A 15,618-nucleotide genomic window follows, 5' to 3' on the forward strand; every position below is an offset into this window, starting at 1 on the left:
GGGGCTAGGCGCGCACGAGCCTGGCCTGCCATGGCTGGCAGCACAGCGTTGCCAGCAAGGCCACCGGCAGCAGCACGCACCAGAAGCTGACGGCGGTGAAGGCCAGCGCGCCCAGCACGGCGCCGGCGGCAAAGCCGGCGAGGGCGGGGACCATCTTGCGCAGGCGGGCCAGGATGGCTTTCTTCTGCTCTGGCGTCGCCGCGGCCAGGTCCACCATGTCGATCACGATCTGCGTGGTGTTGCCGGTCATGATGGTGGTCGGGCCCAGGTCGGCGAGCGCGGTGCGCGACAGTGCGTTCTGTATGCCCATCGCGGTCACGGCAAGCAGCCCCGCCACCGTGCCCAGCGCCGCATCCGCGCCGGCGTGGGGGGCCTCCAGCCCGGCGCCCATGAACAGCAGCAGGAAGGCGCATTCGAGCGCAATCAGCACGGTGACCACCGGCTGCTGACGGCCCTGCAGCCAGCGTTCCAGCAAGCGCGTGGCGCCGACCGCGACCACGAAGGTGGGCAGCGCGAGCAGCTTGGTCATCAGCCCGTTCGAATGGCCTGTCAGTTCCACGCCGATCATGATGAAATTGCCGGTCACGTGCGCGGTGAACAGCCCGAACAGGGCGGTAAAGCCCACCACGTCGACATAGCCCGCCACGAACGAAAGCAGGCAGCCACGCGTGCCTGCGGCGAGGTCCCCGAACCGGGGTGTTGCGCCGGCGCTCATCCTATTTCTCCTGCCCGGCCGCGGGCTGGTTCTCGGCCAGCGTCTTGGGCGGGGTGCCCGTGATCTTGGGCACGCACTCCGAACTGAACCATGCCACCGTGACCGGCTCGCCGGCGATCATGCGCTTGATGGGTGGCACGACCTGTTCGCCGATCAGCATGCCGAGCAGGCCGATCAGGGCCACCACCGGCGGCGCGGGCGAGCGGACCTGCAGCAGCGCGTAGATGATGCCGACGAGGATGCCGACGGCGAGGGAGACGAGATAGAGCTTCATCGATGGCTCCAGGGTAGTAGGAAGAAAAGCAGCGGCCTTACCGCGGCACGGGCCTGCCGTGGCGGATGTCTTCCCAGGCCACCAGCAGGAAGCCGCCGGCCAGGCCGATATGCTCGAAGAAGGCGTTGGCCATCATCAACTGCTCGCTGGGCGGCGCATCCCAGAAGCGGTTCGCGAGGAAGCTCGCCATCAGCGTGAAGCCGGCCAGTGCGAGGGCACCGAGCCAGCGCAAACGGCCGCTGAGGATCAGCACCGACGCGCCCAGCTCCAGCGCGATGGTGGCGGCGGCCAGCGGTGCCGCCGGCGCCAGGCCGAAGTGCTGCATCTCGGCGATGGCGCCGGCGAAGTCGGCCAGCTTGACCAGGCCGCCCTGCAGGTAGGCCGCGCACAGCGCCAGCAGCGCGAGCCAGCGTACCCAGGGCGGGGCAAGTCGCGCGCGCGCGCCGGCGGGGCGCTGCCCGGGCATGGAGGTGGTCTTGGTCATGGCTGGCCTCCGCGATCCGGCAACACGTCAGGTCCCTGCATCAGAATGCCCAGCACGAGCAACCCAGCGCGCCCCAGAACGCGCTTTCGTCCGTGGCTGGCACGCCGGAAGTCCAGGCCCTGGCGTGCGCGTGGCCGTGCACGCCACAGGTGCTGGCGCAGGCGCAGGCGGTGTTCAGCGCCTGCTGGCGTGCCGCCGGGCGGGGCTGGTAGCGGCTGCCGTGGCGCGCCGGCGACCAGTCCGGCATCGCGGGCGGCAGCGCCGGCGCGAGCTTGCCGAAGTCGCCGTCGCCGTACACCACCTTGCCGCCGAGCAGCGTCAGCACCGAGGTAATGTCCTGGATCTCGTCGCCGGGCACGGCGAAGTAGTCCGCGGACAGGACCGCCAGGTCGGCAAGCTGGCCCGCCTTGATCTCGCCCTTCTTGCCTTGCTCGGACGAAAACCAGGTGTTGGCCTCGGTCCACAGCCGCAGCGCGGTGTCGCGGTCGAGCAGGTTGGCCTGCGGGTACAGGGACATGCCGCCCACGGTCTTGCCGGTGGTCAGCCAGTACAGGGAGACCCACGGGTTGTACGAGGCCACGCGCGTGGCGTCGGTGCCGGCGCCCACCTTGACGCCGCGCTCGAGCATGCGCTTGATCGGCGGCGTGGCTTCGGCCGCGCGCGCGCCATAGCGCTCCACGAAATACTCGCCCTGGTAGGCCATGCGGTGCTGCACGGCAATGCCGCCGCCGAGCGCGGCGATGCGGTCGATATTGCGGTCGGTGATGGTCTCGGCATGATCGAAGAACCAGTGCAGGCCATCGAAGGGCACGTCCCGGGCGACCTTTTCGTAGACGTCGAGCGCGCGCGAGATGGTTTCGTCATAGGTGGCATGCAAGCGCCACGGCCAGCGGTTCTCGGCCAGCAGGCGGATCACCGGTTCGAGATCAGCTTCCATCGAGGGCGGCATGTCGGGCCGCTCGACGCGGAAGTCCTCGAAATCGGCCGCCGTGTAGACCAGCATCTCGCCGGCGCCGTTGTGGCGGTACAGGTCGTCGCCCTGGCCCGGCCTGACCTGCCTGGACCAGGTGCTGAAATCGCTCAGTTCTTCCTTGGGCTTCTGCGTGAACAGGTTGTAGGCCAGGCGCACCGTCAGCTGCCCGTCCTTGTGCAGTTCCTCGATGATGCTGTAGTCCTCGGGGTAGTTCTGGTAGCCGCCACCGGCATCGATCACGCCGGTCACGCCAAGCCGGTTGACCTCGCGCATGAAGTGGCGCGTGGAGTTTTTCTGGTACTCGGGCGGCAGCTTCGGGCCCTTGGCCAGCGTGGCGTAGAGGATCGTCGCGTTGGGCTTGGCCAGCAGCAGTCCGGTCGGGTTGCCGGCGCTGTCGTGGACGATCTCGCCGCCCGGCGGGTTGGGGGTGTCCCTGGTGTAGCCCACGGTGCGCAGCGCGGCGCCGTTGAGGATGGCGCGGTCGTACAGGTGCAGGATGAAGACCGGCGTGTCCGGCGCGGCCGCGTTGAGTTCTTCGATGGTGGGCAGGCGCTTCTCGGCGAACTGGTGCTCGGTGAAGCCGCCCACCACGCGCACCCATTGCGGCGCGGGCGTGCGCGCGACCTGCTCCTTGAGCATGCGCATGGCGTCGGCCAGCGAGCGCACGCCGTCCCAGCGCAGCTCCATGTTGTAGTTCAGGCCGCCGCGGATGATGTGCATGTGGCTGTCGATCAGCCCGGGGATGGCGCGGCGGCCCTGCAGGTCGACCACCTGCGTGGCGGGCCCGGCCAGCTGCATGATCTCCTGCTTGCTGCCGACCGCGGCGAACCTGCCGTCGCGGATGGCGACGGCTTCGGCCTGCGGGTTGGCGCGGTCGAGCGTGGCGAACTTGCCGTTGATGAGGATCAGTTCCGGGGTGGCCGGTGCGTTCATGGCAAAACTCCTGCGGGATGGCGCCGCGCGTGGCAGCGCAACGACGGCGCAACGACGGCGGTGCAAAGGCAACCTGGCGCGGGTGCGGCGAGGCCCGCTGGCCGTTGTGGCCGCGCGGGCGCTCTCACGCTGGCTTCTACTTCGCGGGCACGGGGGCCAGTACTTCGTGCTTGCCGGCCGCGCGTTGCGCTGCCTTGTGGACCATCGTGTAGGCGTAGTCGACGCCCATGCCGTAGGCGCCCGAGTGTTCCTTCACCAGTGCCATGACAGCGTCATAGGTGTCGCGGCGCGCCCAGTCGCGCTGCCATTCGAGCAGCACCTGCTGCCATGTCATGGGTACCACGCCGGCCTGGATCATGCGCTGCATGGCGTAGTCGTGCGCTTCCTTGGAAGTCCCGCCCGAGGCATCGGCCACCATGTAGATTTCATAGTCGCCCTCGGCCATCGCGCACAGGGCAAAGGTGTTGTTGCAGACTTCCGTCCAGAGGCCGGCCACGACCACCTTCTTGCGTGCGTTGGCCTTGAGCGCATCGCGCACCTTCTGGTCGTCCCAGGAGTTCATCGAGGTGCGCTCGAGCAGCTTCTGCCCGGGGAAGACATCGAGCAGTTCCGGATAGGTATAGCCGGAGAACGATGCCGACTCGACCGTGGTGATGGTGGTGGGGATATTGAAGATCTTGGCGGCCTTGGCGAGGCCGACCACGTTGTTCTTCAAGGCCTGGCGGTCCATGGACTGCACGCCGAAGGCCATCTGGGGCTGATGGTCGATGATGATCAGCTGGCTGTTCTGCGGGGTCAGGACTTCAAGCTTCGGATTGGTCATGGCGATTTCCGGTTAGGCTGCATGGCTGGGCGGGTTCTGGCAGGCACGGACGACGACATCGAGGTCAATCACGGGGGCGATATCGGCGTGCGGCATAAATATGCTTGACATGACGGCAAGCATTTCATTCTCCACAGGGCGGCGTGGCGAATCTGGCGGCAACGATGCCTCAACGAATCTAGTGCAAGTCGCGCGAATTTTCAAAAAAGAAAAAAGGAAGGTGAAAATATTCGATGCCCTGCCGAAGCCATTGCGAGGAATTGCCATGTATGCAAGGGCAAGGAAATAACGAGACCGATATTATCGGATTGCGCCGGTCTCGTCTTGTAGGATAGGACGGAAAATTAGCGAAAAGTACGCCCGCTCCATGTTGATGAATCAAGCACTGCGCCGCCGCGCCAGGACGGCAAACGGCCGCTGGCCTTCGCTCTGCGGATGCCGAGCGCCATCGCCGCCGGCGCTCGTGCCGGCAGCCCGTGCAATCCGATTGCGGCCTTGCGGGTGCCGCGAATGATCATGAATGAACTATAAGTCGTTCCGGTTGCGCCATTTTGCCGGGGGAACACCGACAACCCCGCTGAATACCCGCGTGAAATGGCTTTGATCGGAAAATCCATAGCGCACCGCGATTTCCGCGATGGATATTCCCTGGCGCAGCAGTATCTTGGCTTGATCGATGCGATATTCCAATAGCCAGCGATAGGGCGTAATTCCCGTATTCTGCTTGAATGCCTTGATGAAATAACTGCGCGACAGATTGCAATGCGCGGCCACCATCTCGATCGATACGTCTTCGCCCATGTGGGCGACCAGATATTCCTTGGCCAGCGCTTCCTGGCGGCGCGACAGCGCCGCTGTCTTCAGCAGATGCACCGAGGCGCTGCCGTAGTGGGCGATCAGATGCGCAAGCACGGCACCCGTCAACTGATCCAGGAAGAGCTGCGAGGCCTGTCCTGGCGCCTCCAGCGATGGCAGGAACGCGCGCGCGAGCGACTCGATCACGGCATCGTGCTCGCCCGCGGGGTTGCGCAGGGACAGCGATGCGCGCGCGCCGTGTTCGCGTGCAAAGGCCTGCAGTTCGTCGCAGCTGAACTGGATCCTCACATTGTCGAAAGACGCGCGATGGTGGCATCGCCAGCCTTGCCGCAGATCCGTGATGGCCAGCGCGCCAGCGGCATGGCCGCCGGCAAATACCTGCCTGCCGTCGCGCCACAGCGTATGCGCGGCGAACGGGCGCAGTTGCACGATGGCGGAAAACGCATCCTGAGACGCAATGGCGGGAGCCGGCGGCAGGCCGCCGGGCAGGTCGCAGCGCATGCGCATGATGCTCGCATGCGCCGTGCCGAGCCGGTCGATGACCGGCACCGCAGACGATGGCGGCGGTGAGGCTGGCCGTGCTGCGCTTTGCGTCATATGTCTGGAATGTCTTCGGCGAGCGAACTCGGGCGGGCGACGGTGACGAGGCCCGGAAGACGCCAGTGTGCTATTGCAGTGCGGCAAGCGCAATGGGGTGCGGAGGATTGCCTGGCGCCGTGCCGCCGCCGGCACGCGCCGGATTCCCGCGCTAGCCGGCCACGGGACTGAGCAGCCGGTCGAACTCGTTGCGCACGATGCGGTAGGACTCGCCGGAGAAACCCTCCAGGCCGGCACGGTCGATCACCGTGATCTGGCCGCGGCTGTGACGGATCATGCGTAGCGCCTCGAGTCGTCCCACGGCTTCGGTCACACCTTCGCGGCGCACGCCGAGCATGTCCGCGATGGTCTGCTGGGTAAAGTTGAGCGCGTTGCAGGGCGAGCGGTCCAGGGCCAGCAGGAGCCAGCGGCACAATTGCGTGGTCAGCGAGTGATGCCGGATGCAGACGGCGGTTTGCGCTACCTGCGTCAGCAGCACCTGCATATACAGCAGCGCCTTGCCCTGCAGTGCCGGCAGTTGCGGGTAGATCTCGCGCAGGTCGGCCGCGCCTATGCGCAGCGCACCGCCGCCGCGGCGTACCTCGATGCGGTTGGGCATGGTTTCGGCGCCGGTGAGGGCCGGCAGGCCGACCAGGCCTTCGCGGCCAACCGAGGCCAGTTCCACGCTGGCGCCGCTTTCCTGCAGCGACATCATCGAGATGACGGCCGTGCACGGAAAATACAGGTGCAGGATGCGCTGTCCGGAATCGCTGAGCAACTGCCCTTCGCTCAGTCTTACCCTGTCGAGGCGCGGCACCAGCAGCCGCCGCTCGGGCGCAGGCAGCGCCGCCAGCAAATGATTGCCGGCCAGGTCCAGTTCTCTATCGATTTCCGTTTCGGTCATGCATTTCTCCCCAAGGCGAATGGTCTGCGTGCCGTGTGTCCGGCTATCCCGGTTCTGTGCGCGATGCAGGCAGGGCTCGATCCCTTGATGTATTAAGGACGGAAAGTGCGCTTCCCGACAGTGGCCGGAGGTTTGAGATCGCCCCGGGATTCGGGCGGATAGGGCGGGTTCATGTCTTCGACCGGATTCATCCTTTCGGCGGGGGGCGGATCAGGCGCACGGCGTGCGCCAAAGCGGTGCGTCGGCTGGCATGCCTTCGCGCAGGCGGGACGACGAAAAAAAGCTGTAAGGTCGGCCAATGACGGGCGACGAATGGGCTCATTCCCCCCAAGTTGGAGACAGCCATGCACCCGAATCTCACCAAGTCGCTCTTCGCCGCTGCCGTACTTGCCGCCGCCGCATTCGCCGCGGGCAGCGCCCAGGCAGCCGGAAACCCGGGTGTCTCCGGGGGGTCCGGGGCCGCCGGCACGCCCCAGGTTCAGGCGCAGCGCCAGGCCGGCGCGCGCGACATGTTCAGCGATGGCGCGCGTAGTGGCAGGCTCGATGCGTTCACCGATGGCGCCCGCATCGCCGGCCTGGACCGCAGCGGTCCGTCCGCCGATCCGGCGCGCCGCATCGACCCGTTCAGCGATGGCGCGCGCATGGCCGATCCCTATACCGATGGCGCCCGTATCGCCGGCCTGGACCGCAGCGGGGTTTCCGCCGAGCCGGGCCGCGCTATCGATGCCTTTGCCGACGGCGCCCGCACGCGCGGTGCGGATCCTTTCTCCGAGCGCGTGCAGAGGCTGGCCGGGATGGACACGCGTGGCGTGTCGGCGCCGCCGGCCCGCGCGCTCGACCCGTACCTGGACGGCGCCCGCGCCTGAGGCAGGGGGGATACAGCGGATACAGCGGATACAGCAGCCACGGTGAATGCGCGCGCGCGGCGCTTATTCGTCCAGCCAGGAACCGCGCAGATCGCTCTTTTGCAGCAGTTGCAGCAGCGTCTCGGCAGGGCGGCTCAGGCGCCCAGCGCGCAGCGAGATGAACTCCACCTCCGGCAGCGCGGGCAGGGCCTCGCTGTTGACCAGCGGTACCAGGCCGCGGCCGGAGAGGTATTGCGCGCGGACGGTGATGCCGAGGCCGCCGCGCGCCGCGGCGATGCACCCCGAGTGACTGCTGCTGGTGCAGACGATCTGCCAGCGCATGCCCGCCTTGGCCAGCGTGTCGAGCACGATGGCGCGGGTGACACTGGGCTCGGGCACGAGGATCAGCGGCAGGGGCTGTCTCAGGTCGGCCACCGTGCCCGGTCGCGCCAGCCACTCCAGCTTGCCGCGGAACAGCGGGGTGCCGCGGCGGTCGCCTTCGCGGCGCTTGCCGATCATCAGGTCCAGCGCCCCGGCATCCATCAGCTCGTAGAGCTTGCCGGTCATGCCGATGGTGATTTCGAGTTCCACGTCCGGATGCGAATTGCGAAACGCAGCCAGCACATTGGGCATGGGGCCGAGCACCAGGTCGTCGGAAGTGCCCAGCCGCACGCGCCCCTGCAGGCGCGGCGCGTTGAACTGGGATTCGGCGCGTGCGATGGCCTCCAGGATCAGCCGGGCGTGTGCGAGCAGCGCCTCGCCGTCGGCGGTCATGGTCAGGGTATGGGTGTCGCGCACAAAGAGCCGGCGCCCCACGTGCTGCTCCAGGCGTCGGATATGGTCGCTGACGCTGGACTGCGACAGGCCGAGCTGGCGCCCCGCGTCGGTGAAGCTGTGCGCGGCCGCCACGGTGGCGAAGGTCTTGACCCAGACAGGATTGAGCATGCGCGCATTGTCATCGGATTCTCCGATCACAGTCAATATGTCCAGCGGGGTTCCCGATTGGCACCATAGTCATTAACATCGACAGCATTCGTGGCACCGCCGCTTTGCACGGGTCCCTGCCGGGYGATCCGTCCGGATGCCACGCCGGCCCAGGCCGGTTCTTGCCGTGAGATGTACCAGAATGAACAATCAATCCTCGCAGAAATCGCATACGGCCATGCTGTGGATCGTCGCCGCGGGCTTTTTCATGCAGACGCTCGATACCACCATCGTCAACACCGCGCTGCCCGCGATGGCGCGCAGCCTCAACGAATCGCCCCTCGACATGAGGCCGGTGGTGGTGGCCTACACGCTGACCATGGCCATGCTGACGCCGGCCTCGGGCTGGCTGGCGGACCGCTTCGGCACGCGCCGCGTGTATTTCGCGGCGATCCTGATCTTCGTGCTGGGCTCGCTGTTCTGTGCCGGCGCGCAAAGCCTGGACCAGCTGGTGATCGCCCGCGTGGTCCAGGGCATCGGCGGCTCGATGCTGCTGCCGATCGGACGCCTGGCGGTATTGCGCAGCGTGTCCGGCGAGCAGTACATCGCGGCGCTGGCCTTCGTCTCGGTCGCGGGGCAGGTGGGGCCGATCTTCGGCCCGGTGCTGGGCGGCTGGATCGTGCAGACCGTGGCATGGCACTGGATCTTCCTGATCAACGTACCGGTGGGCGCGATCGGCCTGCTGGCCGTGCTGCGCTATCTGCCCGACAACGCGCTTGAGCGCCCGCCCGCGTTCGACTTCATCGGCTGCGGCTTGCTGTCGTTGTGCATGGTGGCGTTCTCGCTGGCGCTGGACGCGCCGCACGAAGCCAGCCACGCCGCCTGGAGCGGCAGCCTGTTCGCGCTCAGCCTGCTGTCGGCGCTGCTCTATATCCCATATGCCCGGCGCAGGCGCGATCCGCTGTTCCGGCTCGCGCTGTTCCGCGAGCCCAATTTCAGCGTGGGCCTGGCGGGCAACCTGGTATGCCGCATCGGCTCGGGGGCGGTGCCGTTCCTGATGCCGCTGCTGCTGCAACTGCAGCTCGGCTACTCGCCGCTGCATTCGGGCATGATGCTGTTGCCGGCCGCGCTGGCCGGCGTGGTGGCCAAGCGCGCGATCGTCCCGCTGGTCAAGCGCTACGGTTACGACAACTTCCTGCTCATCAACACCATCCTGGTGGGCGGCTCGATTGCCTCGTTCGCAGCGATCTCGCCAGGCTGGCCGCTGGTCTTTTCGATCGCGCAGCTGGCCCTGTTCGGCGCCACCAACTCCATGCAGTTCGCCGCCATGAACAGCGTCACGCTCAAGGGCTTGAGCGTGGAAGACGCGGGCAGCGGCAACAGTCTGTTCTCGATGGTGCAGATGCTGGCCATCGGCCTTGGCGTGACCATCGGCGGCGGTCTCGTGAGCCTGTTCTCCGCGCAGCTGGGCATGTCCGGCACGGCCTACCGGCTGGCGTTCTTCAGCGTTGGCATGATCACGCTGATGTCCGCGCTGGTATTCCGCAGGCTCGACGTGGAGCAGTTCGACAAGGGCCGCCGGACGGCCGGCGTGGCCAGCCGCTGAGCCGGCGGCTCAGTCGGTGACGCCGTTGTCGTGGAGCAGGCGTGCGCATTCGTCGAGCATGTCGTGGGCGAAGGCGGACTGGTAGTTGGGATCGAGCGCTTCCATCATCTCGTGCGCTGCGTACAGGCCGGCCTCGCGCGACAGCGTGGCGGCAAGCTGGCGCGCGAATTCGTCGCTCAGCTGGGACAGCAGGCGGCGCTCGGCCAGCGCGAGCTGCAGCTTGGAGCGCGACAGCCACAGCCCGGCCAGGGTCGCGCCCTGGGCATCGGTCATCCACTGGCGGTGTTCGTAGAAGGCCGACAAGCGTTCGGCGGCGAGGGCGAACAGCAGCGCCTTGCGCGTATCGAAGTCGATCCTGGGGAGCGGCGCGGCGCCGGGCGGCGTGGTTTTCATCGGGCAGGCAAAAAATGCAATGGGCGCGAGACTACCACGTTGTGGGTTCGCCCCCGGACTTCGGGGCCGGGCGCAAGACCGGCGCACCGGGCCGATGCGCCAGGCGGATGCGCCAGGCGGATGGGTCAGGCGGATGCGGCAGCGAAACGTGCCTTGAGCCAGGCGCCGATCGCCACGATTTCTTCCATGCAGACCGAATGCGGCATGCGGTAGGTGTGCCATTCCACCTGGCAGCCGAGTTGCTGCGCCGTGTCGCGCGCCAGCATGCCGAGCTGCACGGGTACCACGTCGTCCTCGCTGCCATGCGCGGCGAACACCGGCGCGGCGCGGTTGGCCTCGCTCAGTTCCGCGGCCAGCAGTGCCGGCGAGGGGATATAGGTGGACAGCGCGATGATGCCGCCCAGCGGCTCGGGATGCGTGAGCCCCGTGGTGTAGGCGATGGCGCCGCCTTGCGAGAAGCCCGCCAGCACCACGCGATGGCTGGGCACGCCGCGCTGGTTCTCGCGCGCGATCAGCGCGCGGATGGCCGTGCGCGAGACGCGGATGCCGGCCTCGTCGCAGTGGCTGCGCGCGTCGTCGAGCGAGGCGATGTCGTACCACGCGGGCATGACATAGCCGCCGTTGCAGGTGACGGGAATGGCCGGCGCGTTGGGAAAGACGAAGCGCACGGCAGGGGCGGCCGCGAGGCCAAGTTCCGGCACTACCGGCACGAAATCGTTGCCGTCGGCACCCAGGCCGTGCATCCAGATCACGGACCACGTTGGCGCCGGGGCGCTTTCGATTTCAATGCAGGGCAGCAGTTCGCTCATGTCGCTCATGGGGGGATTCCTGTCGGGGCCGTGCCGGCATGCGCGCGCGCCGGCGATGGCGCGGGCTTGCCGCGCGAGGCGGACAGTATCTCATGGCGGCACGCGACACAGCCGCGCGCCGGACGGCGCGCGCCTGTACCACGGCAAGACACGGCGCGCCTTGCGTGTCAGGCGGCGGAGGGCACCGCGGGTATGGTGACGAGACCCGGCGCGCTGCGCGGGCCTTGCGCGTGCTCCGCGCTGGGGGGAGCACGCCGCTTGTCCACCACGTTTTCGACGCCGGTGGCGGACACATCTTCGAGGAACGCGACGAGGTCGCGGTAGTAGTCGACCTGCATCTGCGCTTCCAGCAGTCGACGCTCGGCCTGGAACAACGTTAGCCGCATTTGCTGCAATTCCCTTGCTGCGATTTTCTCCGGGGTGGGCGGACTAAACATATCTGCAAGTGAACGCATGGCATACCTCCCAAAAAACGGCCTCGAATTGAAGCGCCTGCCATTGCTTCCAATATAGTCAAGAAATGCGCACTTTAGGTTTTGTCGCATGCCGTCCACACGGTCGATTGCGGACGACTTGCGGCTGGGGTAGATTTGTTGGCCGGCGATGGGCTCACCGGCGCGGCCCCGGCCGCTGCGGCCTACATCGCCAGCGTGCCCGGCTCCGGCTGCTCCAGCTTTGCAAGGTAGGCGTGGATCTGCGCCACCACGGCCGCGCCTTCGCCCACCGCGGCGGCCACGCGCTTGGTGGAGTTAGAGCGTACATCACCGATCGCGAACACTCCCGGCACGCTGGTCTCCAGCGCCGAGGCAGGGCCCATCCCTTCATGCGGCGTGTCGGTGCCGGTCAGGACGAATCCCTTCCCGTCCACGCGCACATTGCACGTGCGCAGCCATGCCGTGTTCGGATCGGCGCCGGTGAACAGGAACAGGTTGCGGATCGGCACTTCGGTGATGCGGTCCGAATCGCGCTTGCGGTAGCTGACGCTGGCCAGGTGCTCCTCTCCGGCCAGGGCCGTAATCTCGGTGCCCGTATGCAGCTCGATATTGGGCTGGGCCGCGATGCGCTCGATCAGGTAGCGCGACATGCTGGCCTCCAGGCCTTGCCCGCGGATCAGGATATGCACCCACTTTGCATGCGCGGCGAGGAAGACCGCTGCCTGCCCGGCGGAATTGCCGCCACCGACCAGCATCACCTCTTCGCCACTGCACAGGCGTGCTTCCACCGGCGAGGCCCAATAGTAGACGCCGCGGCCTTCGAAGCGTTCGAGCGATGCGATGGGCGGGTGGCGATAGGCCGCGCCGCTGGCGATGACCACCGTGCGCGTCGGGATCTTGCGTCCGTCGCACAGTTCGATGCGCTGCGGATGTTCTCCGCAATGCAGCGCCGCTACCTGTAGCGGGATCGCAACGTGCGCACCGAATTTCTGCGCCTGCACGAACGCGCGTCCGGCCAGCGCCTGTCCGGAAATGCCGGTGGGAAAGCCGAGATAGTTCTCGATGCGCGAACTGGCGCCGGCCTGGCCGCCCGGGAAGAGGGCGTCGAACACCGCCACGGACAGCCCTTCCGATGCGGCATACACCGCGGTCGCCAGCCCGGCTGGGCCGGCGCCGACGACGATCACGTCGTAGATATGGTCTGGATCGAATTCGGGCAGCAGTCCGAGGCAGCTGGCAAGCTGGCCGGTATCCGGAGCGCGCAGCACCCGGCCGCCCGGACAGATCACCAGCGGAAAGTCGCCGGGCACGGCGGCGCTGAATTCGAGCAGGGCGCTGGCATCGGGATCGGTATCGGCGTCGACCACCGTATGTGGATAGCCGTTGCGGCGCAGGAAGGCTTGCAGGTGCAGGACCTTCGGCTCGCTGCCGCGGCCCAGCAGGGTCAGGCCCTTGCCGCGTTCGATCAGGCCCACGCGCCGCAGGATCAGCGCACGCATGATGCGCTCGCCCAGCTCGGCCTCGGCCACCAGCAGGGCACGCAGCCGCTCGGGAGGAATCGCGATGGCTTCGACATCATCGATCGCCTCGGCGTCGACCAGCGCGGGTTCGCCGGCCAGCTGCCCGACCTCCGCGAGGAAATGGCCGGCACCGTGTTCGCCGATCAGGGAGGTGCGCTCCAGCGCGTCGCGCTGGGACACGCGCACGCACCCGCACAGCAGCACCAGCATGCCGTGGCCCGCGTCGCCCTGGCGGAACAGGAATTCGCCGGCACGCCATTTCCGCACCGTGCCGAAACGATGGAGCCGCGCGATCTCGGCTGCGGCCAGTTGCGGATACATCTGGTGGCGGCGCGTTTCCAGCGGAGAGAACGCCGCGGGCGCGGTTTCCGCTTCGGCGGGAGGATCAGACGGGGACATCAGCTGCGGCCCGCTCGCGGCGATATTGCCGCCGGCATTCTCTGCGCTCATCTTTGGCTCCCCGAGTGCACCGCGCCGAAAGGCAGGTGCGGATGGATGCGAGTGCTGCAGCTACTACGCGCGCGGGTGGCACCGCCGCGCGGCCTCGGGGAGTTTGCACGCGATCCCGCGCTGCGGCAATCCCCGTCCTTTCGATGTCTGTCGGCGCGCACCTGCCGGGCGCCGCGCGGCGATGCAGCTTGTGCCAGCCAAGCCTGCTGCAAGCCGCTGGCCGTGGCCGCGCCGTTGCTACGCTGACCGGGCAACGGTGTCACGCGGGCCGGCTCCGGGCTGCGTGGCGTATCCGGGTCGGGCTTGCGGGGTGGTGCTTGCACTACCTTATAAGAATGTGGTAGGTAAAGCAAAAAAGAGGACATCCTTAACAAATCCAGGTCCCCGCGGCCAGTGCAGACCCCCGGACCCACGCTTCGATTGGAGAACATCATGAACGCCAAGCTTCTTGCCAAGTCCCTGCTCACCGCCGCCACCCTGGCCGCAGCTTTCGCCGCGGGCGCCGCGCAAGCCGGTACCGTCCCCGCCGACAAGTACGGTTACAACTACCGCGCGCGGGATGCCTACACCGACGGCGCCCGTACCGGCAAGTTCGATTCCTTCAGCGAAGGCGCGCGTGCCGGCAAGGCTGATCCGTTCACCGACGGTGCCCGCATCGGCAAGTTCGACGTCTTCACCGATGGTGCCCGCATCGCCGGCCTGGACCGCAGCGGCGTCTCGTCGACCCCGGCCCGCAGCGTTGACCCGTACACGGATGGCGCCCGCGTCGGCAAGACCGACCCGTACACCGATGGCTATCGCACGGTAGCCGGCCTGGATCACAGCGGCGTTTCGTCCGCCCCGGCCCGCAGCTTCGACCCGTACACGGACGGCGCGCGCGGCAATGACAAGCGCAATCCGTTCTACGACGGCGCCCGCAGCGGCCGTGCCGATCCCTACACCGACGGCGCCCTCGCCTGAGGCAGTTGATGGCGAGCCCCGCAAGCGTGCCCGGCGTGGCTTGCCATCATCATCGATTCACCCCGTCGCGCCGCATTGGCGGCGCGCGGATACCAGGAGCGCATCATGAGCCGTTGGCAGAGTTTCCGTCTGCTGGCAGGCTGGGTCCTGGTCTGCGTTGCCAGTGGCTCGATGGCCACCCTGGCGGCACAGACGCTCCCCGCCTGACAGAATTGACGACAGTTGTAGTCGTACCATCGCAGCGCTGGCGCGTTGCAGCCCGACGGCGTGCCCCTACCGGCACGCCGAATTTTTTTGCGGCTTGTTTTTCGCGCCGCGAACCGATTGCGCATCCATTGCGTATCCGGCCGCCTCCTAGCCTCCGAGGGTCTTCCTCGTTATCCGAAAAGGCGTGGCCCGGCCAAGGGTAAATTTCAGCGCCCCGTTGCCGTTATAGCGGTAGACGTTCCAGCGCAAAGTAGCGCTGGCGCGTCTGCACGCCTGCGCGCGCAAGGGGCTCTCCCGACAGGGATGAGCGCGTGGCCGGGCGGCATATAAAACAAGGCCGACACCATCCATGCCGCATATCCAAGGTCCGCCAGCCGAGACCGAACTCTTTCGCTTGCTGATCCTGGGCGTGACCGACTACGCGATCTACGCGCTCGATCCGTCGGGAAGCGTGAGCAGCTGGAATGCGGGTGCGCAGCGGGCCAAGGGATATACGCGCGACGAGATCCTGGGCAAGCATTTCTCGTGTTTCTACACGCCCGAAGACCGTGCCGCCGGGCACCCCGAGCAGGCGCTGCGGCAGGCGCGCGAGCTGGGCCGCTTCGAGGCCGCCGGCGGCTGGCGCGTGCGCAAGGACGGTACCCGTTTCTGGGCGCACGTGCTGGTCACCCCCATCCACGACCGCACCGGCAGGCTGCTCGGCTACGCCAAGATCACGCGCGACATCACGCAGCAGAAGGCCGATGCCGAGCGCACCGCCGCGGTCGCGCGCAAGCTGGACCTGGCGCTCGAGAACATGTCGCAAGGCCTTTGCATGTTCGATCCGGACGGCAGGCTGGTCCTGGCCAACGGGCGCATGGAGGAGATCTTCGGCGCTGCCGCCAAGGGGCTGGAGCCGGGCACGGATTTTCTCGAAGTCTGCCGCGCCATGGCCGGCGCGCGCGCGCGGGAGGCCGCGGCGCCCGGCGCCCT

At 67.4% G+C, this 15,618-nt stretch carries 16 protein-coding genes; 4 read left to right on the forward strand and 12 right to left on the reverse strand.

What is annotated here, in order from left to right; all coding sequences use genetic code 11:
• Positions 1-4: 4 nt before the first annotated feature.
• The 7 genes from AC1DK4_RS23290 to AC1DK4_RS23320 all read right to left on the reverse strand — a co-directional run bounded on the left by AC1DK4_RS23290 (position 5) and on the right by AC1DK4_RS23320 (position 6,498).
• Complete coding sequence (locus AC1DK4_RS23290) at positions 5-715, reverse strand: YoaK family protein (protein ID WP_441619162.1); 711 nt, start codon at positions 713-715, stop codon at positions 5-7.
• A gap of 1 nt (position 716) precedes the next feature.
• On the reverse strand, positions 717-989 hold the full coding sequence (locus AC1DK4_RS23295) for a XapX domain-containing protein (protein ID WP_441619164.1): 273 nt from the start codon (positions 987-989) through the stop codon (positions 717-719).
• 37 nt (positions 990-1,026) lie between these two features.
• Positions 1,027-1,473: a DoxX family protein gene (locus tag AC1DK4_RS23300; RefSeq protein WP_441619165.1), complete on the reverse strand. Its 447-nt coding sequence runs from the start codon at positions 1,471-1,473 to the stop codon at positions 1,027-1,029.
• Between the two features lie 40 nt (positions 1,474-1,513).
• Positions 1,514-3,379 carry an amidohydrolase gene (locus AC1DK4_RS23305; RefSeq protein WP_441619167.1) on the reverse strand — a complete coding sequence of 622 codons (1,866 nt, stop codon included), beginning with the start codon at positions 3,377-3,379 and terminating at the stop codon, positions 1,514-1,516.
• Positions 3,380-3,515: 136 nt separating this feature from the next.
• On the reverse strand, positions 3,516-4,202 hold the full coding sequence (locus AC1DK4_RS23310; RefSeq protein ID WP_441619169.1) for a hydrolase: 687 nt from the start codon (positions 4,200-4,202) through the stop codon (positions 3,516-3,518).
• Between the two features lie 525 nt (positions 4,203-4,727).
• Positions 4,728-5,750, reverse strand: a complete 1,023-nt coding sequence (locus AC1DK4_RS23315) for a helix-turn-helix transcriptional regulator (protein WP_441619171.1) — start codon at positions 5,748-5,750, stop codon at positions 4,728-4,730.
• 16 nt (positions 5,751-5,766) lie between these two features.
• Positions 5,767-6,498, reverse strand: a complete 732-nt coding sequence (locus AC1DK4_RS23320; RefSeq protein ID WP_441619173.1) for a Crp/Fnr family transcriptional regulator — start codon at positions 6,496-6,498, stop codon at positions 5,767-5,769.
• A 344-nt stretch (positions 6,499-6,842) separates the two neighbouring features.
• On the opposite strand from AC1DK4_RS23320, the gene AC1DK4_RS23325 reads away from it, so the two are divergent.
• The gene (locus AC1DK4_RS23325; RefSeq protein WP_441619174.1) at positions 6,843-7,364 is read left to right on the forward strand and encodes a copper resistance protein CopQ; all 522 of its coding nucleotides are present in this window, start codon (positions 6,843-6,845) and stop codon (positions 7,362-7,364) included.
• Positions 7,365-7,427: 63 nt separating this feature from the next.
• Here the strand turns inward: AC1DK4_RS23325 and AC1DK4_RS23330 are convergent, their stop codons facing one another.
• A complete protein-coding gene (locus tag AC1DK4_RS23330; RefSeq protein ID WP_441619176.1) occupies positions 7,428-8,288 on the reverse strand; it encodes a LysR family transcriptional regulator in 861 nt (286 codons plus the stop codon).
• 181 nt (positions 8,289-8,469) lie between these two features.
• On the opposite strand from AC1DK4_RS23330, the gene mdtD reads away from it, so the two are divergent.
• Positions 8,470-9,873 carry a multidrug transporter subunit MdtD gene (mdtD, locus tag AC1DK4_RS23335; RefSeq protein ID WP_441619178.1) on the forward strand — a complete coding sequence of 468 codons (1,404 nt, stop codon included), beginning with the start codon at positions 8,470-8,472 and terminating at the stop codon, positions 9,871-9,873.
• A 9-nt stretch (positions 9,874-9,882) separates the two neighbouring features.
• On the opposite strand, the gene AC1DK4_RS23340 is transcribed toward mdtD, so the two are convergent.
• The 4 genes from AC1DK4_RS23340 to AC1DK4_RS23355 form a co-directional block, all read right to left on the reverse strand.
• On the reverse strand, positions 9,883-10,266 hold the full coding sequence (locus AC1DK4_RS23340; RefSeq protein ID WP_441619180.1) for a hypothetical protein: 384 nt from the start codon (positions 10,264-10,266) through the stop codon (positions 9,883-9,885).
• 125 nt (positions 10,267-10,391) lie between these two features.
• Positions 10,392-11,075 (reverse strand): alpha/beta hydrolase, encoded by a 684-nt coding sequence (locus AC1DK4_RS23345; protein WP_441619282.1) that lies wholly within the window; start codon positions 11,073-11,075, stop codon positions 10,392-10,394.
• Positions 11,076-11,242: 167 nt separating this feature from the next.
• Positions 11,243-11,530: a hypothetical protein gene (locus AC1DK4_RS23350; RefSeq protein WP_441619182.1), complete on the reverse strand. Its 288-nt coding sequence runs from the start codon at positions 11,528-11,530 to the stop codon at positions 11,243-11,245.
• 182 nt (positions 11,531-11,712) lie between these two features.
• Complete coding sequence (locus tag AC1DK4_RS23355) at positions 11,713-13,479, reverse strand: FAD-dependent oxidoreductase (RefSeq protein ID WP_441619184.1); 1,767 nt, start codon at positions 13,477-13,479, stop codon at positions 11,713-11,715.
• A gap of 432 nt (positions 13,480-13,911) precedes the next feature.
• On the opposite strand from AC1DK4_RS23355, the gene AC1DK4_RS23360 reads away from it, so the two are divergent.
• A complete protein-coding gene (locus AC1DK4_RS23360; RefSeq protein ID WP_441619186.1) occupies positions 13,912-14,439 on the forward strand; it encodes a hypothetical protein in 528 nt (175 codons plus the stop codon).
• Positions 14,440-14,995: 556 nt separating this feature from the next.
• On the forward strand, positions 14,996-15,618 hold a 623-nt coding region (locus AC1DK4_RS23365), incomplete at its 3' end, for a PAS domain-containing protein (protein ID WP_477131806.1).

The sequence above is a fragment of the Cupriavidus sp. 05N38 genome, assembly GCF_056397345.1.